General features: G+C 49.9%; 18 protein-coding genes. 7 read left to right on the top strand and 11 right to left on the bottom strand.

What is annotated here, in order from left to right; all coding sequences use genetic code 11:
• Positions 1 to 5: 5 nt before the first annotated feature.
• Positions 6 to 965 (top strand): L-histidine N(alpha)-methyltransferase, encoded by a 960-nt coding sequence (locus B153_RS0132795; protein ID WP_020600994.1) that lies wholly within the window; start codon positions 6 to 8, stop codon positions 963 to 965.
• A gap of 9 nt (positions 966 to 974) precedes the next feature.
• Here B153_RS0132795 and B153_RS0132790 read toward each other — a convergent pair whose 3' ends face one another.
• The 7 genes from B153_RS0132790 to B153_RS0132760 all read right to left on the bottom strand — a co-directional run bounded on the left by B153_RS0132790 (position 975) and on the right by B153_RS0132760 (position 6,633).
• On the bottom strand, positions 975 to 1,778 hold the full coding sequence (locus B153_RS0132790) for a mycofactocin-coupled SDR family oxidoreductase (RefSeq protein WP_020600993.1): 804 nt from the start codon (positions 1,776 to 1,778) through the stop codon (positions 975 to 977).
• Positions 1,778 to 2,332, bottom strand: a complete 555-nt coding sequence (locus B153_RS0132785; protein ID WP_020600992.1) for a carboxymuconolactone decarboxylase family protein — start codon at positions 2,330 to 2,332, stop codon at positions 1,778 to 1,780. Before B153_RS0132785 ends, B153_RS0132790 begins: the two co-directional genes overlap by 1 nt.
• Before the next feature lie 41 nt (positions 2,333 to 2,373).
• Positions 2,374 to 3,534: a methionine aminotransferase gene (locus tag B153_RS0132780; protein WP_020600991.1), complete on the bottom strand. Its 1,161-nt coding sequence runs from the start codon at positions 3,532 to 3,534 to the stop codon at positions 2,374 to 2,376.
• 13 nt (positions 3,535 to 3,547) lie between these two features.
• The gene (locus B153_RS0132775; protein ID WP_020600990.1) at positions 3,548 to 3,820 is read right to left on the bottom strand and encodes a hypothetical protein; all 273 of its coding nucleotides are present in this window, start codon (positions 3,818 to 3,820) and stop codon (positions 3,548 to 3,550) included.
• A 29-nt stretch (positions 3,821 to 3,849) separates the two neighbouring features.
• Positions 3,850 to 4,476 carry a peroxiredoxin family protein gene (locus B153_RS0132770; protein ID WP_020600989.1) on the bottom strand — a complete coding sequence of 209 codons (627 nt, stop codon included), beginning with the start codon at positions 4,474 to 4,476 and terminating at the stop codon, positions 3,850 to 3,852.
• A 60-nt stretch (positions 4,477 to 4,536) separates the two neighbouring features.
• Positions 4,537 to 5,751 carry a sterol desaturase family protein gene (locus B153_RS0132765; RefSeq protein WP_020600988.1) on the bottom strand — a complete coding sequence of 405 codons (1,215 nt, stop codon included), beginning with the start codon at positions 5,749 to 5,751 and terminating at the stop codon, positions 4,537 to 4,539.
• Positions 5,752 to 5,814: 63 nt separating this feature from the next.
• Entirely contained in the window at positions 5,815 to 6,633 is an 819-nt protein-coding gene (locus B153_RS0132760; protein ID WP_020600987.1) for a phytanoyl-CoA dioxygenase family protein, read from the bottom strand.
• 431 nt (positions 6,634 to 7,064) lie between these two features.
• Here B153_RS0132760 and B153_RS0132755 point away from each other — a divergent pair, with 431 nt between their 5' ends.
• Positions 7,065 to 10,235, top strand: coding sequence for a SusC/RagA family TonB-linked outer membrane protein (locus tag B153_RS0132755; protein WP_020600986.1), 3,171 nt, complete (start codon positions 7,065 to 7,067; stop codon positions 10,233 to 10,235).
• Between the two features lie 29 nt (positions 10,236 to 10,264).
• Positions 10,265 to 11,797, top strand: coding sequence for a SusD/RagB family nutrient-binding outer membrane lipoprotein (locus B153_RS0132750; RefSeq protein ID WP_020600985.1), 1,533 nt, complete (start codon positions 10,265 to 10,267; stop codon positions 11,795 to 11,797).
• Between the two features lie 39 nt (positions 11,798 to 11,836).
• On the opposite strand, the gene B153_RS37455 is transcribed toward B153_RS0132750, so the two are convergent.
• The 3 genes from B153_RS37455 to B153_RS0132740 all read right to left on the bottom strand — a co-directional run bounded on the left by B153_RS37455 (position 11,837) and on the right by B153_RS0132740 (position 15,356).
• Positions 11,837 to 12,109, bottom strand: a complete 273-nt coding sequence (locus tag B153_RS37455) for a UBP-type zinc finger domain-containing protein (protein ID WP_083928273.1) — start codon at positions 12,107 to 12,109, stop codon at positions 11,837 to 11,839.
• 73 nt (positions 12,110 to 12,182) lie between these two features.
• A complete protein-coding gene (locus B153_RS0132745) occupies positions 12,183 to 13,847 on the bottom strand; it encodes an FAD-dependent oxidoreductase (RefSeq protein ID WP_020600984.1) in 1,665 nt (554 codons plus the stop codon).
• A gap of 96 nt (positions 13,848 to 13,943) precedes the next feature.
• Positions 13,944 to 15,356, bottom strand: coding sequence for a sensor histidine kinase (locus tag B153_RS0132740; RefSeq protein ID WP_020600983.1), 1,413 nt, complete (start codon positions 15,354 to 15,356; stop codon positions 13,944 to 13,946).
• Positions 15,357 to 15,507: 151 nt separating this feature from the next.
• Here B153_RS0132740 and B153_RS0132735 point away from each other — a divergent pair, with 151 nt between their 5' ends.
• Positions 15,508 to 16,416, top strand: coding sequence for a ChaN family lipoprotein (locus B153_RS0132735; protein WP_020600982.1), 909 nt, complete (start codon positions 15,508 to 15,510; stop codon positions 16,414 to 16,416).
• Between the two features lie 75 nt (positions 16,417 to 16,491).
• On the opposite strand, the gene B153_RS0132730 is transcribed toward B153_RS0132735, so the two are convergent.
• Positions 16,492 to 17,547 (bottom strand): hypothetical protein, encoded by a 1,056-nt coding sequence (locus B153_RS0132730; protein WP_020600981.1) that lies wholly within the window; start codon positions 17,545 to 17,547, stop codon positions 16,492 to 16,494.
• Between the two features lie 84 nt (positions 17,548 to 17,631).
• Here B153_RS0132730 and B153_RS0132725 point away from each other — a divergent pair, with 84 nt between their 5' ends.
• From B153_RS0132725 to B153_RS0132715, 3 genes are all read left to right on the top strand, one after another.
• Positions 17,632 to 18,852: a putative sugar nucleotidyl transferase gene (locus B153_RS0132725; RefSeq protein WP_020600980.1), complete on the top strand. Its 1,221-nt coding sequence runs from the start codon at positions 17,632 to 17,634 to the stop codon at positions 18,850 to 18,852.
• 59 nt (positions 18,853 to 18,911) lie between these two features.
• Complete coding sequence (holB, locus tag B153_RS0132720) at positions 18,912 to 20,036, top strand: DNA polymerase III subunit delta' (RefSeq protein WP_020600979.1); 1,125 nt, start codon at positions 18,912 to 18,914, stop codon at positions 20,034 to 20,036.
• A 77-nt stretch (positions 20,037 to 20,113) separates the two neighbouring features.
• A complete protein-coding gene (locus tag B153_RS0132715) occupies positions 20,114 to 20,581 on the top strand; it encodes an ATP-dependent zinc protease family protein (RefSeq protein WP_040762451.1) in 468 nt (155 codons plus the stop codon).
• Positions 20,582 to 20,617 lie beyond the last annotated feature (36 nt).

The raw sequence follows: 20,617 nt of genomic DNA, 5'->3' as shown, positions 1-20,617 counted from the left end.
ATGGTATGAACGAAACACTTGTTGATAGTACGTTCCGACAGGATGTGCTCACGGGCCTGACCGCTCCCCACAAATACCTCCTGTCAAAATACTTTTATGACGCTAAAGGCGATGCCTTATTCCAGCAGATTATGCGTTGCCCGGAGTATTACCTGACTCGGGCGGAAGCCGAAATTCTTGTACTACAAAGTACACAGATTTTACAACGCTGCATGGATGTGCCACAGCCATTCGACATCGTTGAATTAGGCGCGGGCGACGGCTCAAAAACCATCTTTCTATTGAAAGAGGCCCTCCGGCTAAACCATAGTCAGCGCTATTATCCAATCGATATTTCGCCCGACATTCTTTCGTACCTGGAGCAGACTCTCGGTCCTAAACTTCCCGGCATGCAGATCACTAGCCTGGCTGGAGAATATTTTGCCCGACTGGAACAATTGCAACTGACCTCCAACCAGCCTAAACTGGTGCTGTTTTTAGGCGCGACCATTGGCAATATGCTGCCCGATGAAGCACTCCTGTTCTTTAAAAAACTGAAGACGTATTTACGGGCAGGTGATCACCTATTAGTTGGCTTCGATCTGAAAAAGAATCCACAGACGATCCTGAATGCCTATAACGACGCTGGCGGGCTAACCAAAGCCTTCAACCTTAATTTGTTACATCGTATCAACCGGGAACTGGGTGCTGATTTCAATCCCGATCAGTTTACTCACTATCCGGTATACGACCCCCTGACGGGCAGTTGTAAAAGCTACCTGATCAGCCGATGTGCACAACAGGTAACCTTCGACCCTGACACGGTGATCCGGTTTGACTGGGATGAGCCGATCTATATGGAGGTGTCTCAGAAATATAGCCTTGGCGAAATCCACCAACTGGCTTTACAGGCTGGGTTTGAGCAGGTCGACGCTTTTTTTGACTGCCGCCATCAATTTACCGATGTTCTGTGGCGCGTAGGCTGAACCAGATCGTTACCGGGTCAATAATCCGGCATCCAGTACAAATTGAGAGCCTGTGACATAACGGGCCTTGTCGGATGCCAGATACAAAACCATCGCCGATACGTCTTCGGGCTCTACCCAGGGAACGGGCAGCAGATTTCCCGCCGACCGTTCGGCAATCTCCTGCGTAGTGGTGCCTTCGAGCTCGGCCAGTCCGTCGTTCATAGGGGTATTTACACCCGTCGGATGAATGGAGTTGACCCGGATATTGTGCGGAGCGAGTTCAATAGCCCAGGATTTGGTCAGCCCTACCAGCCCCCACTTCGAAGCAGCATAATGACTAAGCCGATTCATACCGCGCAGGCCCGCAATAGACGAGTTGTTGATAATCACCCCTGATTTCTGCCGAATCATTACTGGAATAACCCGACGAGCAACCAGCCAGGCCCCTTTCAGATTAATGTCGATCATGGCATCCCATTCTTCTTCCGGTAGCTCATGCGCCAGGCCATACGCACAAATCCCGGCATTGTTGAATAGAATATCGATACGACCAAAACGGGCAACAGCCGCGTCAACCGCCCGAACAATATCCCCATCGCGTCGAACGTCGCCCTGAGCTGTCAGGCAATGCGAACCGAGCGCTTCTACTTCCCGTTTCAGGCTGTCCAGCTCACTTTCGGAGCCGAGTGCATAGCCCGGATAAGGCATGGGTTTTGCTAAATCAAACGCAACAATGCTGGCTCCTTCGCCAGCCAGCGCCAGCGCGACAGCCCTACCCTGTCCGTGAGCCGCTCCCGTGATCAATGCTACTTTGTTCTGAAAATCAGCCATTAGGATTGTGCGTGAATGGGGCCGGTTAAAGGCAAATACGGATATAGGTATTCATCAATGTTTACCTCCAGTACGTTATTGAACACGTTGGTGGCGATCATCTGTCCCGCAAAGGCTACCAGAATTACCAGTTGCGCATCGGAGTAATGCTCACCCATAGGCTCGTAAAGTTCATCAGAAATATCACCTTTGTTTTGAGCAATCGCACTGCCGAAGTCAACCACGGCCTGTTCGTGAGCCGTCAGCGTCAGATTTTCGGGCTGTTCGCCATTGTCGATGATAATCCGACGGAAAAATGTCGTACATAATGGGCAGTTGGACCCTTCTGAAATGGCATGGGCATAGAGATACGCCAGTCGATGACCAAGAATTTTCTTAACTTCTTCGTAGAGCGGATACCATTGCATATATACCTGAAATGCCAGCACCGAACGGCCCAGCGTGGCTTTCATGTTCGTGATGCGGCTACCCGGATAGTCGCTAACGTGCGCATCGAAGGCATCCTGAACCTCGGGCGTTGCTTCGGTAGCGGGCAAGGGGGTGATTCGGGGCATACAGGGGTTGGTTAATCGTCCACAACAGATCTCAAACGTTCTTACAATCGACTCAATCGCTCGGCGGCTTCCTGAAGGATGGCATCGTCTTTAGCGAAGCAGAACCGGAGCATTTTATAATCGTTCTTCTGATGGTAAAATACCGAAATCGGAATGGAAGCGACCTGAATCTCTTTAGTCAGCCGAATAGCCAGTTCATAATCCGACTCATCGGTAATGCCGCTATACGAAACTGTCTGAAAAAAGCTGCCTTCGGCGGGGGTAAACGTAAAGCGGGAATCCCGCAGGCCATCCAGGAACACGTCGCGTTTTCGCTGGTAGAAATCAGGCAGTTGCTGGTAATGAACCGGATTTTTCAGGTAATCGGCCAGCGCATATTGAATGGGCGTAACGGTGCTGAAAGTCAGGTACTGATGAATCTTCCTGAACTCGGTTGTCAACTCAGCCGGAGCCAGACAGTAGCCGATTTTCCAGCCCGTAATGTGAAACGTTTTTCCGAAAGACCCGATCACAAAGGTGCGTTCCTGTAATTCCGGGTGCGTCATGAGCGAGTGATGGATTCGCCCATCAAACAAGATGTGTTCGTACACTTCATCGCTCATGATCCAGATTTTGCGCTCCCGAATCAGATCGGCCAGTTGGTTCAGGTCATCGGCTGTCCAGGTATATCCGGTTGGATTATGGGGAGTGTTTACCAGAATCATCCGGGTTTTAGCCGTTATTTTCTGGCGAACCGCTTCCCAGTCAATCGCATACTGGGGCGGGGTAAGGGTCACATACACGGGTATGCCTCCGTTGAGTTCGATGGCGGGTACGTAACTATCGTAGGCCGGTTCCAGAACCATCACTTCGTCGCCCGGACGCACAACGGACGCTATGGCCGCAAAAATAGCTTCGGTAGCGCCCGATGTGACCGTTATCTCGGTGTCTGGATCATAGGCTACATTATACTGCTCGAAGGTTTTCTGAGCCAGCGCTTCCCGCAGCGCCGGAACACCCGTCATTGGGGCATATTGATTAAAGCCTTTCCGCATATAGGTTTCTACCAGCCCGACCAATTCAGCCGAACAGTCGAAACCCGGAAACCCCTGCGACAAATTGATGGCTCCCACCTCGGAAGCCAGTTTCGACATGACCGTAAAAATCGTGGTGCCAACGTTGGGAAGCTTTGAGGTCAAACGCGTTGCAATGGATGAATGCATAGGTACGAATCGGTCAGTACGAAAACAGACCTGTTAACGAAATTTTGTCAATATACGGTTCTAATTCATTTGTATTAGCCAGAACACGCACCAATTCGACATCGTACCGGCGCTGACAAATCCACATTTCGACAAAAAACGCATTGACCGCATACAAGTGCAGCCAAAAACCGGGAATCCGACGCGCTTCAAGTAATTTCCCCTGCCGCCAGACCATATTTAGCTGGTCTTCATAAGGCAGTTGATGAAAGAAAGCGGCTCCCTCTTGGTTTTGTCCTGTATGCATACAAAGTACTGAATGTATAGTCGGCTTTGTCAATGGGTTGCCTGGTACGTCTCATTTAGGGTACGAACAGCCTGAGCAATGGCCTCCTGGTCAAGAGATTGATCGAAATCGGTATCCAGAAAATGATAAGCAATCTGGCGGTCGGGGCCAATTACGTATAAAGCGGGCGTAAACGCTTCGTCCGAAATACCCGATATGCGTTCCCAAACGGGATCATCTTCGCTATACACCCCAAACCGCTGTGCTACAGCCGATTCAGCGTCGTAGGCTACCCGAAAATCGAGGTCGGATATCTGGCGAGCCAGCACTTTAGGCGATTCGTTGGAAAACACTACCAATTCGGCATCTTCACGCACCAACCGCTGATGCAACCGAACCAGCGATTCGAGATAGGGTCTGGCATAGCGCCCCCAGCAAGGGCAATAAAAACTGACCACCAGGGGGCGAGTGCTTACCAGATCAAAAATCGAGGTAGCCTGTTCGCTTAGTTTCTGACCAAATACTGATACCCGCCAATCGTTGGTGGCTCCCGTCAGGCTAAAGAAAGGAGCCAGGTCGCCCGTCAGCAGTGGGCTTTTACGAGCGGTTCTCGGGCGATTGAGCGCACTGGTTACGCTGCGGATATGGCCCAATTCGTTTTCAAATTCAAGTGTCATAGCTGTCGTTCGTTTAGGTAATTTATTGGTGTGTCGTCTGTTTGAGTAAGCAATAGGCGGCTATCCGTAGACCAGCCGTAGGTATCGTTTTTGCACCAGGGAAAAATAGGCCCACAACGATAAGGCCCCGATGTAAGCCAGTACAATCAGCATCGGGTCGCCCAAGATGGTGTATAAGCCCAGCCAAAGGATAGCCACCCGGCCGATTTCGAGGTAAAGAACCCACTGACGCTGCTCAAGCAGTGCCCCACAGTTGATCAGTGTCAGCAGAATGAAGAGGGCCGTCAGAAACTGGAGATAGCCCGGTATAGAGGCTTCAAAAAGCAACAAAGCGAACAAAATCAGTAGCGTACCAGCCAGTTGCCCTACCACGTACCCACGAAACCGTCGACTCTGAAGATTGGCTGCCGAGCGACTAACTGCCTGGGCCGACAAAAACCGCTCTTCCAGTTCGGTCCGAATACCTGGGTCAATCAGATCGGGTGGTCCAAACACGATCTTTCGTTTTGCCGACCAGCCTTTGGCCCGGTAAGCGGCCACCAACACTTCGAGTAGTCCATGAAAATGCTGCCACAAAAAACTATGGCTATCCAGTAGCTTGGTCAGTCCATACACGGGTTCCGCTTTCTCTTCGACAAACGTGCCAAAAAGCTTATCCCAGATGATCAGTACGTCCCCATAGTTTTTATCCAGATATTCGGGATTGCTGGCATGATGAACACGGTGGTGCGAAGGGGTAACCAATACATATTCGAGCCAGCCCAATTTCCCAATGGTACGGGTGTGAATAAAGAATGGATACAGCCCATGCACCAGTAAAATAGTTGTAATCATCTCGGCCGGAAACCCGATTATGGGCAAAACAGACCAGAAGAGGGTACGGACAGCCGCCTGAAATACGGTAATCCGGGCCGAAACGGTATAATTGAAATCGTCGCTCTGGTGGTGCACCACGTGCACGGCCCAAAACACATTCATCTCATGCGCCAGCCGATGATACCAGTACCAGACAAAATCCGTTGCGATCAATAAGCCAATCCAGGTTCCGATACTGGCCTGAATGTCAAATAAAGCGTAATGCCGATGCAGGTAATCGTAAACGAAGTAGAATAATCCGACCGTAAAACTGTCGAGCAACCGCTCGGCAATACCCACGTTCAGATTGGCTACCGAATTTGTAAACCGGAAGTACTTCTTTTTCTGAATCTTCGATACGAGGTATTCCAGCCCCATGAAAAACAGAAACAGCGGAATTGCAAAAGCAAGCCAATTCATGTCTGAAGTCATTAATCGTCTGTATTCAATCGATAGCTTTCCCCATTAGCTAGGGCTATAAGGCTACTTAAGAATTTTTGAACCCAGAACGTGGTAAAAAGGGGTTTTACTGGTGGCATGTTTCGGTTGGTACTCGCCCGTAATGATCGGGATGTACATCACCCGACGGCGGCTTTCAGCACCCAGATTCGGCGACTGCTCAACCCGATGCCAGAGGCTACCATTATGAATGGTTAGATCACCAGCTTCAATATCGAATCCAACTTCGCGTCGGTCGGGTCGGTGGTCAATAAACTGCCGCTTACGAAACAGGGTCATCAATGTATTTTGCCGGTGCGTGCCGGGTAGCACCCGTAATCCGCCGTTGCTCTGTGGGCAATCGTCCAGATGAAGACCTACATTCAGCATAGGCCGTATCCGGTGCCCCAGAAACAGATCGCGCGGGCTATCGGTATGCCAGCCCATCCGCGAAAAATTGCTTTCCGGGGTACGAACGTAATGATTCACGACCAGGCCATCTTTCTCTTCTTCGCTGATACGGCCCTCGTAGGGTTGTAAAAGCGTTGTCAGCGCCTGCAATTCAGGGCTTTTCAGAAATCGGCTCAATAACGGGCTAAAGAGGGAAGTAAACGCAAACCGTTGTACAATAAGCTGACCATGCTCATCGCGGCCATATTTTATCGGTGTACCATTGATCTTATCCACTTTCTCGGCAATCCAGTTGGCTTCTACACGCTGTAGCTCCTGTAAAAAAAGCTGTACGGTATCCCGACTGACAAAGTTCTTGATGTGGAGGAAGCCATTTTTCGAAAAAGAAGCTACCTGTTCGGCTGTTAAACCCTCGATTGATCGTGTAGATGTTAACGGTTCATTCAGTACCATTGACGTGTCAATTTTTGATTTACTATTTAATATATAGAATTAGTATAGTAAATCGGTTAATGAAAAGCAAACGAATCGTTTGCCGGAAAAACTAACTAAGTAAAACTACTTTATAAAATTGGAAGCAGTAAAAAGTGTCTCAATGACATCTTTTACCACTAATCTTCGTGTCAGCCATTCAGATTGATGGATTATCCATTGGTTATCAGTAAATTGACTACAGGTGCGTTCAGCAGTGCTAGCCAGCTCGCCTTAAATCTTCTTTATTGATAGACAAAGGTGAATAACCAAATTTAGATTTCCAAATATTTTTTGAATGAATGGCGCGAAGAAAGTAGATAGATCAAATTTAATCCTTTCTTAATGTATATTTAAGAAAGAAAATTTTGTCTTTTTCAAATAATAAACCTACAAACCAATCTCTTATTCTGATGAAACACAATTTATCGATGAAGGGCGGCACCTGTTGCCTTCTGCTTTGGGTTGTTTTCCTGATTAGTCAGGTAGCCCAGGCGCAGGACCGCCGTGTAACTGGCCGGGTCATTTCGGCCAAAGACCAACAACCCATCCCAGGGGTAAACATTCTGGTACGGGATTCACAACTGGGTACAACAACCGATGGCAACGGAAATTTTACGCTCAATGTGGGTCCTAACGCAACGCTGGTTTTCAGTGCGATCGGTTTCGCTGGACAAACGCAGGCCATCGGCAATCAGACCCAACTGACCATTACGCTTCAGGAAGCAGAACAGAACCTGGGCGAAGTTGTCGTAACGGCGCTGGGTATCAAGAAAGAAGCCAAGCGACTAGGGTATGCCACGGCTACGGTAGCCCCAGATCAGATTACAACAAACCGGACCGTCAACTTCATGAATGCCCTACAGGGGAAGATTGCCGGGGTTAACATTTCAAGCTTAGGTACGGGCGCAGCAGGTACGAGTAAAATTCGTATTCGGGGGCAGTCGTCGTTCTCGGGTCAGAACAACCCACTTATCGTGGTCAATGGCGTACCCATCGATAACACCAACTTTGGGCAGAACAACGGGAACGTTGGGGGTGATAACTCCATTGGCGGTCGCGATCGTAACTATTCCGACGGTGGTGATGGGCTTTCGTCGATCAACCCCGACGATATTGAAGGGATGACGGTTCTGAAAGGAGGTACAGCTGCTGCGCTTTACGGATCGCGGGCGAAAGACGGGGCTATCCTGATCACGACCAAAACGAAAGGGGCCAGCCAGGGTATTGGGGTTTCATACAATACAAACTTCACCACCGACCGACCGCTGGATTATACCGACTATCAATATGAGTATGGTCAGGGCGAGTATGGTGTTCGCCCAACGGCCCCTAACCCAACATCGGGTGTATGGAGCTTTGGGGAGAAATTCGCTGGGCAGACCCAGGTTCTGTTTGGCGGAGTAACAGTTCCCTACGAACCAGTTCGTAACCGGATCAATAAGTTCTACCGCGACGGTTCGACCTGGACCAACTCGATAGCCGTATCGTCGAGCAGTGAAAAAGGCGGTTTTAACCTGTCGTTATCGAATACGGACAACAAAGGGATTACGCCCAACAACTCATTCAATCGGAAAACCCTCAATCTGGGCTTCAGCTACAACCTGTCGTCGCGGCTGACGGTAACGGGAACCATGAACTACTCGAACGAGTACAACAAGAACCCACCCCAGATTGCCCAGCAGGACAACAGTACGCCAACAGTGATTTATACCCTGGCCAACTCCATGCCGCTGGACGTACTGGAAGCGAATCAGATCAACCCGGCTACCGGCAACGAGTTTATTTACTCGCGCTTTATGAACCGGACCAACCCGTATTTCGTCCTGAATTACAAGTTCGAAAACATCCGTCGGGATCGTCTGTTCGGTAACGTATCGGCCCGGTACAACGTAACCGACTGGCTGTATGTTCAGGGCCGTGTTGGTCAGGATTACTGGTCGCGCGATCAGGACTATAACTTCCCAACCGGGCAAGCCTCGCTGGCAGCCGCTCCAGCCGGTTATGTGAATGGTGCTTACGTGCAGGAAGCCCGCCGATTCCGCGAACTGAACACCGACTTCCTGATTGGGGCTAACCGTAAATTCGGTTCCATTGGGGTCGACCTTACGCTCGGTGGTAACCAGCTCTACCGCCGTAGTGATGTAAACAGTACGATGGTAACCGATTTCGTTATCCGTGGTTTATACGTACCCCAGAACGGTCGCTTGAAGGACCCTACCTATGGGCTTAGCGAGCGGAAAGTCAATTCCCTTTACGGTGCTGCTGAGTTTTCGTACAAAGACTTCCTGTATCTGAACGGAACAGTTCGTAACGACTGGTTCTCCACCCTGGCTCCGGCCAACCGTAGTATTCTCTATCCGTCGGTGACGAGCAGCTTCGTCTTTTCGCAGGCGTTCAATAATCTGCCAGCCTGGTTAAACTTTGGTAAACTTCGGGCGGCTTATGCCGAAGTGGGTAGCGATGGCGACGTAGCTCCTTACTCGAATAACCTGTTCTATTCGATCAACTCAGCTACTTTCGCAGGTCAGCCCGTTGGCAACATTACGTCCAGCACCATTCCCAGCTCTACGCTGCGCCCGAGCCGCACAGCCGAAACCGAGTTTGGTCTGGAACTGAAGTTGCTCAACAACCGAATCGCCCTCGACATGGCGTATTACAATAAAGTGACGAGCGATCAGATTGTAGCCGCTCAGGCATCGGATGCATCAGGTTATACCACAAAGCTGATCAACAGTGGAGAAAGCCGCAACCGTGGGGTCGAAATGTTGCTCACCCTGTCGCCCATACGGACCAAGAACTTCTTCTGGGATGTTATTCTGAACGGTTCATACAACGAAACCAAATTACTGCGACTTCTGACCGATACCCCTGGCGAATCCATTGTGGTGGGTAACGGGATTTACGTAGGCGAACTTCGGCAGGTAGTAGGTATGCCGCTCGGTCAGTTGTACACCTACGGATACGCACGCGACACGCAGGGACGTATTGTCCATGGGGGCGATGGCTTACCGAACCGTACGGCCACCTCGCTCTCGTTTGGTTCAGCTATTCCTAAATATGTGGGTGGTATTACCAATACGTTCAACTACAAAGGCATTAACCTGTCGTTCCTGATCGACTTCAAACTGGGTGGCAAAATGATTTCGGGCACCAACCTGAACGCCTTCCGACATGGCTTACAGAAAGAAACACTGGTGGGTCGTGGCGAAGCTGATAATAAAATGGTAGGCGTTGGCGTCAACGATAAAGGCGAAACCAATGCTGTTCGGGCCTTTGTACAGGATTATTACTCGGTAGGGCGCACGAAGAGCCTGGGCGAGCAGGTCGTATATGATGCCGGTTTCTGGAAACTTCGCCAGATCAGCCTCGGCTACGACTTCACGCATTTCCTGCCCAAATCAATGTTCATTAAGGGCATCCGGGTAAGTGCCATTGCCAACAACGTAGCGATCCTGAAAAAATGGGTGCCTAACATCGACCCTGAACAATTTGGGTTCAGTTCCGATAACCTGGTTGGTCTGGAATCAACGGGCTTGCCTACCACGCGTAGTATCGGCTTTAACCTGAATGTTAAATTTTAACCCTAAGGAGGCTAAATCCTGTTAAAACAATGAAAAAGAAATTTCTCTATACACCGCTGATCGCTCTATTGGTTGGTCTGAGCAGTTGCGATAAAGGGTTCGATCAGTTGAACATCAACCCAACGGCCGCTACGTCGCTCAATCCGGTATTTACCTTCAATAACGCCATCATCAATACGTCGTTTCCGGGGTCGACGTTGATCTTCGAAGAAGGTATCGTCCAGCAAATTTTCACGCCCAACTCCGGGATTAACTCGGGCGGAAACTTCAACATCGACAACCGAGGGCCCACGGGCAACAACGGTGGTCTTTGGCGGCAGTATTACCAGAACAACATCCGGTATCTGATCGACGTACTGACTCAGACCAAATCGGATGCCAACCGAACCAATCTCTACAACATGGTTCGTATCTGGAAAGCGTATTCGTTCATGGTGCTTACCGATACCTATGGCGACATCCCCTATACCGAAGCCGGGCTGGGCTATCTGTCACAAAACACGACGCCCAAATACGACACGCAGGAAAGCATTTACAATGACCTTATTAAGGAGTTGACGGAAGCCTCGGCTGCACTCGATGCCTCGAAAACGATTGAAACGGGCGATGTGATGTATGCGGGTAACATTACCAAATGGAAGCGATTTGGCTATTCGACCTTATTGCGGGTGGGTATGCGTCTGTCAAAAGTGAACCCAACGCTGGCCCAATCGACCGTTCAGAAGGCGGTAGCCGGTGGCCTGATGCAATCGAATGCCGACAATGCGGTCGTTAAGAATGACGCGAACTATAAGAATGGTGTTGGTAATACGCTGACCTCTACGGAAGCAGCGAACTTTTACCTGACCAAGAATTTTGTCGACTACCTCAAATCGACCTCCGATCCACGGCTGACGTCGATAGCTGTTCGGTACGTTGGCGCTAAAAGCGGGCCGGAGCAAACAGCCGCTCGGGCAAGTAAAGATCCAGCCGTTCAGATCGGAATGCCCATGGGCTATGATAACGGTACAATTCCAGCGCGGGTTACGGCCGATGGCCTGGCGAGTTTTTACGATTATTCGCAGCTAGACCGCACACGAATGGGCAAATTCGATGCGCCCTGCTACCTGGTGACGTATGCCCAAACCCAGCTTCTGCTAGCCGAAGCCGCTCAACGGGGCTGGACAACGGGCAATGCGGCTGATTATTACAATGCGGGTGTAACGGCGCACATGATCCAGTTAGGGGATTACGATGCCACTTCGCTGGTGCCTACGGCTGCCATAACGGCTTATCTGCAACAGAATCCCTACGTAGCGGCTAAAGGGCTGGAATTGATCAATACCCAGTATTGGGTTGCTTCACTGCTGAATGGCCCTGAGGCTTTTGCCAATTTCCGGCGGAGTGGTTACCCAGCCTTGACTCCAAATCCGTATCCGGGTAAGGAAATCAAAGGAAGCTTTATTAATCGCCTGTCGTATCCTGACTCTGAAGCCTCGGTAAACCTCGCGAAGCTAACCGAAGCGATCAACCGCCAAGGGCCCGATAATCTGGACACCCGTGTTTGGTGGGACAAACAGTAAGTACATGACGAAACGAGGGCGAACGTCCTCGTTTCGTTTTTAGTAGGAAACCATTTGCTCATCGACGTAGCACCACAACCATCGCTCACCAGGCTCTGCCGATGCAACAACCGGATGCCCTGTCCGATGAAAGTGTTTGGTAGCGTGTTTGTTTGGCGACGAATCGCAGCAAAGCGTAATCCCGCAGGTCTGGCAGGTGCGCAAATGGACCCATGAACTCCCCGTTTTGACACACTCTTCACAAACATACGCCTGCGGAGTGCGCACTTCGGTCAGCGACACAATGTGATTGCAAATGGTTTGTTTAAGCATAGAGTTTATGAAGGATGTATGGTGTATTATCTATTTATACATCATACATCATACATCCTTTAGTTTTCATCCTTTAGTTTTCTGCCAGGTATTTATGGACGAAGCTAACGGCCATGGCCCCTTCACCAACAGCCGATGCGACCCGGTTCATGGCACCCGACCGTACATCGCCAGCCGCAAAGATGCCCGCACTACAGGTTTCTAGTACATACGGCTCCCGATCGTGTTTCCAGACCTTTTTGAAATCGGCATAGCGGGCCAGATCACGCCCGGTAGCAATAAAGCCTTTATCGTCTTTGATGATATTCATTTCGATCCAGTCGGTAAAGGGTTTCGTACCGATAAAGATAAATAGTCCGGCCGCCGGTACGGTTGTCCGCTCTTTTGTGTCCATGTTTTCCAGGACCAGACATTCCAGTTGCTCGTTCCCTAACCCTTCGATCACTTCTGTGCAACCCATCACCTTAATATTGGGCGTATTGGCAATCTGGTCGATGAGGTATTGCGACATCGTTTCGGACAAATCCGGTCGACGAATGCAGATGACGACTTCCGAAGCCGTACGGGATAGATACATGGCCCCCTGCCCTGCCGAATTACCTCCTCCCACAATGTAAACAGGCTTCCCCCGGAAGGCGTAGGCTTCGGTAGTGGCTGCCCCATAATATACCCCAGCCCCGGTGAATTTATCCAGGCTTTCATTGTCCAGTTTATGATAGGCCACACCCGTACTCAGTAGAATAGCGCGTGCTACCACCTCACTCCCATCCGCCATTTTGATATGCTTGTACTGCTCGCCCTGCGACCGGATGGAAACGACTTCCTGCGGAGCCAGAAACTCAACTCCAAACCGCTGTGCCTGACTAATGGCCCGTCGGGTTAGATCGGCTCCACTCAGACCGTTTGGAAAACCAAGGTAATTTTCAATTCGGGAACTGGTTCCGGCCTGCCCACCCGGTGCCCGTTTGTCGATCAGAATGGTACGCAAGCCCTCCGAACCGCCATACACAGCAGCCGCCAGGCCAGCCGGACCAGCGCCAATAATCGCCAGATCGTATAAGCTCTGCGAAGCCTTGGGCTTTAAGCCTAGCTTTTCGCCCACATCACTCAAGGAAGGCCGCGCCAGTGCGGTTCCATCTTCCATGACTATAACAGGGAGTTGATCACGGCTCAAGCTGTGTAAATCAAGCAATTCCTGCGCCTGCGTATCGGCTTCAATATCGAGCCATTGATAAGGGAACAGATTCCCGGCCAGAAAATCCTTTAACTCGTGCGAACGGGGTGAAAACTGGTAACCAACCAGTTTGAGTCCCTCGAAAGCCGGTCGATAATCCGACTGCCAGTCCTCCAGCAGGTCGTCCAGAACCGGGTATAGCTTTTCTTCAGGTGGGTCCCAGGGTTTGGCAATGTAATAATCCAGTTGCACTTCGTTAATAGCCCGGATGGCAGCTTCAATGTCGGAATAGGCCGTGAGCAACACCCGCTTGGCATTGGGGAACAGGGAACGAGCCTGAGCCAGAAATTCGACCCCGGTCATATCGGGCATGCGTTGATCCGATAAAAACAGGGCTACCTCTTCGCCTTTTTTCTTCAGGTCGGGCAATGATTCCAGGGCTTCGCGAGCCGAAATGGTCGAAAGGATACGGTATTTTTTTCGATACTGTTTCCGCAAATCATACTGGATAGCCTGCAATACCTGCTGGTCGTCGTCGATGGAGAAAATAATGGGTAGTTTCATGGGTTAAAGAGCGATTTTAAAGAGTGAAAGAGTGAAAGAATGAAAGAGTGATACCATCCGGCGGCTTTTCACTCTTTCATTCTTTCACTCTTTCGCTCATTGAACAGGCAGGCAGACACTAAACTCGGTCCGACCCGGCGCCGACTGGACTTTAATGGAGCCATTATGATGCTTCACAATACCCTGTACAATATCCAGCCCAAGCCCAGTGCCTTTGCCAATTTCTTTGGTTGTAAAAAAAGGTTCGAATATTTTATCCTGAATATCGGCCGGAATCCCACTGCCGTTATCGATAACTTTGGTGAGCACGAAGTCAAAGCCGCTTGCCTGATGGTCGGGCTGACTGACGATCTCGATCTGGCCACCATCGGGTAATGCATCGATGGCATTGTCGATCAGATTGGTCCAGACCTGATTCAATTCTCCCGGCCAGCCGCAAACAGCGGGCAGGTCGTTGGGCAGGTTGAGATTGACGGTAATATGTTTGCTTTTCACCTTATGATTCAGAAGCGTAAGCGTGTTGCGAATCCCTTCGGCCAGTTGAATCGCTTCTTTACCTACCCCACGATCCATATGGGTATAATTTTTTATGGAGCCTACCAGCGTAGAAATGCGTCGGGATGCTTCGCTGATGTCGAATACCAGATTTTCAGTAACCAGATTATTGACTAACCAGTTAACAACACCACCCAGATTGGCCTCCCCAATTTTTTCCAGAATCCAATCCAGATCTTCTACCGAAAAGCAGTACTCGACCAGTGGCCCAGCCAGATCCAGCGAATCGTCAACACCATGATCGTCGAGCCAGTCGGTGAGTTCATCTTCGAGGCTGCTGCGCTCCAGTAAGGTTAGCGGTGCAGACGCCCCTTTGGCCAGGCAAGCATCCAGTTTACCGAAAAAAACCGTGTTGACGGAATCGACCTGCTCGTTGGTCAGCCTGAGATCCATGACCGTTTTGAACGCTTCAGGAGTTGCGCGCAGGTGAGCCTTCAGCGTTTCGGCCGACCGTACCACAGCCGCCACCGGGTTATTGAGTTCATGAGCCAGTCCTGCCGATAACCGACCCAATGAAGCCATTTTCTCATTCTGCTGAGTCAGTTTGGTAAAATCCCGAACTCGTGTGGTCATCTGATGAACCAACACCTCTGTAAGTTCATAGCAGGCCCGAATCAATGCCTGAAGATGATCGCGATGAAGCTGAAGAATGCGCGACCCTTTGTCCGAAATCAATCGGTTCGGGATGCTTTTCATACGCGAAAAGGGTAACACCCCAAGAATGGCATGCGGCTCGTAAACAATCAGTTCATCGCCCGCGCCATTGGCTGCTGTTTCGACCCGAATCCGCCCTTCGAGCAGTAAAATCAAAAACTCAACCGGCTCACCCGGTTTGTACAGAACCGTTTCTTCCGAAAACTGTACAACTTCAGCACGTTCAATGACCCACTGAAGCTGCTCATCAGGCACCGATTCGAACGCTGGAAACTGGCGAAGGCTTTCTAAAAGTGTCATATAGATTGGCGTTGAGGACTACGCTTAATCACAATTTGAGGAGGTTTGTCAGGTAACGAATTGTTTCTCCAATTGGTTACTGAATAGCCATTGGTTGCGATTTTTCTGAAAATTGCAGAATTTTTAGTAAGAAAACCTCACTGTACCGCAAATGCGACTGACTTTATTACTTCTTTGCCTGCTAGCGTTCTCGTTTCGGCCCGACAAGCCAGCCTACCGTCTCTATACCTCAGCTCTGAAAACCACAACCTACCCTAAGCTTGTGCGTCAGGCAGCCGAGGCCGATGTCGTCCTGTTTGGCGAATTACACAATAACCCGATCTGCCACTGGCTCGAACTTCAACTCACCAAAGATTTACAGGCGACTAAAAAAGGCAATCTGGTACTCGGTGCAGAAATGTTTGAAACCGATAATCAAACGGCGCTCAGCGATTACGTTCAGGCTAAAACAACGGCCAAAGAGCTAGCTACCCAAGCCCGGCTCTGGCCTAATTTCACTACAGACTACAAGCCAATCACTGATTTTGCCCGCGAGCAGCATATTCCATTCGTTGCCACCAATGTACCCCGCGTGTATGCCCGACTGGTATCGCGCCAGGGATTATCGGCGCTCGATACGCTTTCGGCCGACGCCAAACATCAGCTAGCCCCCTTGCCGTTGACCGTCGATCTCACGTTGCCCGGCTATAAAGCCATGATTGATATGATGGGCAATGCTTCGCACAGTAGCGTGACCAACCCCCAATCAACGACCAGCAGCAAAGCGCCTAGTGATATGGCCGCCAATTTTGCCCGCGCCCAGGCTATCAAAGACGCTACGATGGCCTATTTCATTTTGCAAAATCGTAAAGCCGGACAAACCTTCCTACACTTTAATGGCGACTACCATTCCAAAAACTTCGAAGGAATTGTCTGGTATCTGCGCCAACAGCAACCCGATCTGAAAATCCTGACCATTTCCTCCGTCGAACTACTCGATATTGAGAAGCCAGGTAGCGAAAATCGGGATCTGGCCGATTTCCTGATCACGATACCTGTCGACATGACCAAGACGTATTGATCGTTTTGGTCCATACTAGTCGTTGTACTTTCGACTAATTGAATGATTGAATTGACGGGTGAAGGTACTTCCTATTCAGTCATTCAAAATTAAATACTCCCCTACCAGCGCCCAGCTATGGGCTTCGCAGTGCCAGCGCATCTGAACAACGGGTCGATGCGCAAACCGACGAAGCCAGGGTTGTTCGTAAGCAGTCAGTAAACCAGCAATGAAAAAGTGGAATGTTTTGACATCGGTTTCGATACCCTCCCATGCTACAGCGGGCGGTGCTTCGCCCAGCCGTTGCAAGGACGTAGCCAGCATACACTGTTCAACCTTATTGCGGGCCTTTTTTAATTCCTGATAAGCATCCTTAATCAGTTGTTCACGAACAGAAGCCAGTTCGGACATATCAAAGGCGGCCATCAGCCGAGCTATGTGATAGATAATCAGCGACGTGCGAGCGTAGTGAGGGGCACACTGAAACGGTTCTGACTTATAGCGTCCTGTTTCAACAATGGATCGCAGGTAGTACAGAGAATCCGTATCATGCTGATTGCGTGGCAGGTTATAGTGATAGATGCAATAGAGCATGTTCGTTAAGGCACAGGCATCGAAATCGACACCCATGTTTTTACCAAACCAGGTTGAATAAGCCCGTAAATGCCGATAATCGGGGTAGGTATTCCGAATCTGATGGTGATGAGTACCATTGGCATGTTGACTCAGCTTATCTTTCAACCAGTGCGCATCGGCAGTTGACGGCTTTGTGGTCAGGAAAACCATGGCTGTATCATCGATATCATCGGGAATCCGAAAGTGCTCAAACCGACGAAACAGGTAGCCATTCGGAAAATGCCGGGAAGGGCGCGTTGGCCAGAAATTGTACGTATTGAGTCCGTCCTTATTGCGAAAAAGCGGATAAGCCAGTTGCGCTCGCTCGGCCATCTGGTCGATCAGTTGCTGGCTCGCGAGTGACACCCTCTGTCGCAGGTTTTGCAGCGTAAAAATCGTAATGGTCGTAAAAAACACATTCGTATCCGGTCGACGATAGCCTAGTTGATCATTCCGGCGAATGGCAGGAAACAGGCCATCAGCACCCTGCAAACTGGCGATATGCCGGATAATAAAATCGATTGAAAGGGCAGCCATAGTTTTGGTAAAAGTACTGTTTCATGTGTTCTCTTTTTCCAGATTAAGGTTAGATATTTGTCCACTTATTCAGTGAACTACTCAATGCCAAACCTCATTTTATTCGACGATCCGGTTATCCGAACCGCCCTGCTACCTTTCACATTCACCCGGCCGGTAGCCGACATCCGTGTTGGTATTCTGACGATAGCCGAGAAATGGGCAAGCCGTTTATCGGCTACTGCTTCTTTTCTGACAGAACCTTACCTTCAAACGAAATACCCGTCCGTTTCCGGTTCTGATAATGTATACATCAACGGAGCCATATGCCCTACCGATGCGCTGACGAACGCTGTCAAACAGTTGGCAATGGGTGAGAGTCTGGTAGCCTCTGACGGGTTAGTACTGGCTTTACGTACAGATCAGACCCTATCGTTTCATGACAGCCTGACCAATCTGGTGCAGCAGACCACCGTTTTTGATGAACATGTGCCAACCATGCGCTACCTATGGAGCCTTATTGCGGCCAATGGGAATCAAATAAGTGTCGACTTTGCCCTTCTGACTGCTGGACGAAAATCACAGCCGATCACCGATCCCTTTACCCATTGCTATGCCCCCGAAAACGTATTTATTGAAGAGGGTGCCGTCATACGGGCCGCTACCTTAAATGCCGAAGATGGTCCTATATATATTGGCCGGAATGCCATCATTAGCGAAGGAAGTATTCTGATTGGCCCCTGCGCCTTTGGCGAAGGCACGATGGTGCATTACAATAGTAAAATGCGTAAGAACACCAGTGCTGGCCCTTACTGCAAGGTAGGGGGCGAAATAGGTAATTCGATCTTGTTTGGCAATAGCGGCAAAGGCCATGAAGGTTATCTGGGCGATTCGGTTGTTGGTGAATGGTGTAATCTGGGGGCGGGTACCAATACATCGAACCTCAAAAACGACTATACAACCGTTAAGTTGCATAGTTACTCGACCAATGGTCTGGTCGATACCGGCCGGCAGTTCTGTGGGCTCATGATGGGCGATTTCACCAAAGCCGGTATCGGTACCATGTTTAATACAGGAACTGTGGTGGGCGTTAACGTAAATGTATTTGGGAGTGGGCTACCTCCAAAATATCTGGCTTCATTCTCCTGGGGGGGTGCCATCAATGGCTTTACAACCTATCGACTTGAGAAGGCCCTTCAGGTAGCTGCAGAAGCATTCAAACGACGCAATAAAGAATTCGATGAGGTAGAAGAAAGTATTCTGAGAGAAGTTTTCAGGCTCGAACGAACCCGATCAATCGACCCCTCAACATCCTTTGATCTATAGATACTTTATGACCTGACCAATCGGTTCAGGAGGTAAAGTATTCCCAATTACGTTGATTTATGCAATTTTCCGAAATTATCGGTCAGGACGAAACCAAACAGTTGCTGCTTCGGGCGGTGCAGACCAACCACCTGGCGCACGCGTTGCTGTTCGATGGCCCGGAAGGCAGTGCCAATCTGGCACTTGCTCTGGCACTCGCCCAGTATGTTAACTGCGAAGATCGGCAGGCTGGCGACTCGTGCGGACGGTGTGCGTCGTGTATAAAAACCCAAAAGCTCGTTCATCCTGATCTGCATATGGTATTCCCGGTCGCGAATCTGGCCAAGGGAAAAACCTCCGAAGCGTACCTGGCCGACTGGCGTTCGTTTCTGCTCGAATCGGCTTATCGTACCTTACCCAACTGGCTCGAATCGGTCAATGCCGATAATAAGCAGGGGAATATTTCGGCCGAAGAAGCCCGCAACATTTTGCAGAAGCTGTCGCTGAAAGCGTACGAAGGGGCCTATAAAATTATGCTCATCTGGCTTCCCGAACTGATGAATACATCGTCGGCCAATGCCTTGCTGAAAGTTCTGGAAGAGCCTCCCGCCCAAACCCTGTTTTTACTGGTTACCAATCAACCTGATAAGTTGCTCATCACGATTCTGTCGCGAACCCAGCGGGTAGCCATTCGGGCATTTACGGACGACGAAGTGGCTACTTACCTCCGACAGCATCTGAACTTCGACGAAACCACAGCCCGTCGGCTGGCTTATCTGGCCGATGGAAATCTGGCCGAAGCCCTCAGCCGCAGCAAACAAGATACCGCTTCGGTCGAACAGCACAACTGGTTTGCCGAATGGATGCGCACCTGCTATCGGCAGGATTTGATCGAACTGGTCAAACAGGCCGATCAGTTTGATGGTTTTAGTAAGGAAAAACAAAAAGGGTTGCTGGAATATAGTATCCGGCTCTACCGCGATCTGTTTCTCTGGCAGCAGGGTGCTGCTGAACTGTTACGGCTGCCCGACACTGAGATGGCTTTCGTCAAGAATTTCGCCAAAATACTGACCGTCAACCACATCGAACGCATTGTTAATGACCTGAACGAATCGGCCTATCATCTCGAACGAAATGCCCGCGCTAAAATGATTATGCTCGACATGTCGCTTACCTTTAGCCGATTGATAAAAACGAAGCTATAGGGCAATAAAGTTTTTTACGCACAGCCATGCGCTTCATACTTTATATCTTGGCAACGTTATAACTTTACAGCTCCAGAATGAAGCCTCGTACGTCTAAGTCCAAAAAACTGATCGGCATGACAGACCTTGTCGATTTTCCAGATCTGGAGCTTATGAATGTGCAGGCAAAAATTGATACAGGCGCTTATACATCATCTCTACACTGCAAAAAAGTCCGTCTGATTAAATCAGGGACACAGACAAGATTGCGTTTTTCCCTCATTGGCAAAACAGGCGAGCCCCACCGGGAGTTTTACAGCGACCAGTTCAGTCAACGCATGATTCGCAATTCGTTTGGTGTCGCCGAAAAACGGTACGTTATCAAAACTCGCATAATCCTATTTGGGCGCACCATCCGGGCGGAATTTACCCTCGCCGACCGGGAAAATCTAAAAAACCCGGTACTACTGGGTCGAAAACTACTCCGCAATCGATTCATCGTAGATGTCTCGCAAAAAAATCTCTCGTATCAAGCCAAGCAACAGTCTATGGAAATCAGTCAGTAGCTGGTAGTATCATACCGCTATCTACAACTTACGGGC

Source organism: Spirosoma panaciterrae DSM 21099, assembly GCF_000374025.1.
GTDB classification, from domain to species: Bacteria; Bacteroidota; Bacteroidia; order Cytophagales; family Spirosomataceae; genus Spirosoma; species Spirosoma panaciterrae.
Note: the sequence above shows the minus strand (reverse complement) of the source record. Positions and strands in the feature narration are given on the sequence as shown.

Bases quoted from the DNA above. Each gene is read 5' to 3' on its own strand.
- B153_RS0132795 (WP_020600994.1), top strand. From the start codon at position 6: ATGAACGAAACACTTGTTGATAGTACGTTCCGACAGGATGTGCTCACG.
- B153_RS0132790 (WP_020600993.1), bottom strand. From the start codon at position 1,778: ATGGCTGATTTTCAGAACAAAGTAGCATTGATCACGGGAGCGGCTCAC.
- B153_RS0132785 (WP_020600992.1), bottom strand. From the start codon at position 2,332: ATGCCCCGAATCACCCCCTTGCCCGCTACCGAAGCAACGCCCGAGGTT.
- B153_RS0132780 (WP_020600991.1), bottom strand. From the start codon at position 3,534: ATGCATTCATCCATTGCAACGCGTTTGACCTCAAAGCTTCCCAACGTT.
- B153_RS0132775 (WP_020600990.1), bottom strand. From the start codon at position 3,820: ATGCATACAGGACAAAACCAAGAGGGAGCCGCTTTCTTTCATCAACTG.
- B153_RS0132770 (WP_020600989.1), bottom strand. From the start codon at position 4,476: ATGACACTTGAATTTGAAAACGAATTGGGCCATATCCGCAGCGTAACC.
- B153_RS0132765 (WP_020600988.1), bottom strand. From the start codon at position 5,751: ATGAATTGGCTTGCTTTTGCAATTCCGCTGTTTCTGTTTTTCATGGGG.
- B153_RS0132760 (WP_020600987.1), bottom strand. From the start codon at position 6,633: ATGGTACTGAATGAACCGTTAACATCTACACGATCAATCGAGGGTTTA.
- B153_RS0132755 (WP_020600986.1), top strand. From the start codon at position 7,065: ATGAAACACAATTTATCGATGAAGGGCGGCACCTGTTGCCTTCTGCTT.
- B153_RS0132750 (WP_020600985.1), top strand. From the start codon at position 10,265: ATGAAAAAGAAATTTCTCTATACACCGCTGATCGCTCTATTGGTTGGT.
- B153_RS37455 (WP_083928273.1), bottom strand. From the start codon at position 12,109: ATGCTTAAACAAACCATTTGCAATCACATTGTGTCGCTGACCGAAGTG.
- B153_RS0132745 (WP_020600984.1), bottom strand. From the start codon at position 13,847: ATGAAACTACCCATTATTTTCTCCATCGACGACGACCAGCAGGTATTG.
- B153_RS0132740 (WP_020600983.1), bottom strand. From the start codon at position 15,356: ATGACACTTTTAGAAAGCCTTCGCCAGTTTCCAGCGTTCGAATCGGTG.
- B153_RS0132735 (WP_020600982.1), top strand. From the start codon at position 15,508: ATGCGACTGACTTTATTACTTCTTTGCCTGCTAGCGTTCTCGTTTCGG.
- B153_RS0132730 (WP_020600981.1), bottom strand. From the start codon at position 17,547: ATGGCTGCCCTTTCAATCGATTTTATTATCCGGCATATCGCCAGTTTG.
- B153_RS0132725 (WP_020600980.1), top strand. From the start codon at position 17,632: ATGCCAAACCTCATTTTATTCGACGATCCGGTTATCCGAACCGCCCTG.
- holB (WP_020600979.1), top strand. From the start codon at position 18,912: ATGCAATTTTCCGAAATTATCGGTCAGGACGAAACCAAACAGTTGCTG.
- B153_RS0132715 (WP_040762451.1), top strand. From the start codon at position 20,114: ATGAAGCCTCGTACGTCTAAGTCCAAAAAACTGATCGGCATGACAGAC.